Below are 1,082 nucleotides of genomic sequence, written 5' to 3' on the forward strand. Positions count from 1 at the left end.
CTGGAACATGACCGGCAAGTTCCCCAGCGCCATCATCGGCAAGTTCGCCGACCTCGGCCCCTACCTCTCCGGCGACGCGGTCAAGGAGTACCCGAACCTCGCCGCGATCCCCACCGACGCCTGGCAGCGCTCCCTCTTCGGCGGCAAGCTGCGCGGCCTGCCGATGCCGTCCTCGCACGTCCCCGCGATCGTGCCGTTCTACCGCCAGGACATCTTCGAGAAGGAGGGCTACGAAGTCCCCCGCTCCTGCGACGAGTTCATGGCGCTGGCCAAGGAGGCCACCAACGCCAGGGCCAAGCGCTGGGCCTGCCTGGACATGAAGTGGACCGCCTTCAACGCCTTCGGCGTGCTCTCCGGCAACGAGAAGTCGCTCGGCTGGAACGAGGTCGACGGCAAGCTGGTCTACCGCATCGAGACCGACGAGTACCTCGAGGCCCTGGAGTGGACGCGCAAGCTGTTCGCCGCCGGCGTCGTGCACCCCGACGCCAAGCTCGGCAAGTCCAACGCCGCCGACCCCGGGCCCAAGTTCGCCGCCGGCGAGTTCCTGATCTACAACCAGGACATGTCCCAGTGGTGGAGCCGCACCGCCGAACAGGCCGTGCAGAACCCCGAGTTCAAGATCTGGGGCATGGACCTCTTCGGCCACGACGGCGGCGCCCCCACGCTGTGGGCGCAGAACCCGGCGAGCATCTTCGCCTTCGTCAACAAGAAGGCGTCCGAGGCCGTGATCCGTGACGTGCTGGCCGTCGCCAACGTCACCGCCGCGCCGTACGGCACCAAGGAGTACATGGCCACCAACTACGGTGTGGAGGGCACCCACTACACGGTCAAGGACGGCGTGCCCACCAAGACCGACCAGGGCAACATCGACGTGATGAACGCCTACGTGATGGTGGCGAGCCCCGCCGCGACCATCGCCCACCCCGACTTCCCCGCGGTCGCCAAGGGACAGGTCGAGTGGCAGCAGCGCATGGGCGCCGTCACGAAGAAGCCCGCGTTCTACGGCATGCAGATCACCGAGCCGGCCCGCTGGACCAACCTTTCCAACGACTTCGAGCAGCTGGAGGACGACGTCGTCCGCG

Annotated in this window: 1 pseudogene; it reads left to right on the forward strand. The window is 67.4% G+C overall.

Going from position 1 to position 1,082, the window contains the following annotated elements:
* Positions 1-1,082, forward strand: a pseudogene (locus AB0E98_RS33935) (Tat pathway signal sequence domain protein); the annotation flags it as partial.

The sequence above is a fragment of the Streptomyces sp. NPDC037389 genome, from assembly GCF_040636475.1.
Lineage (GTDB): Bacteria > Actinomycetota > Actinomycetes > Streptomycetales > Streptomycetaceae > Streptomyces > Streptomyces hesseae.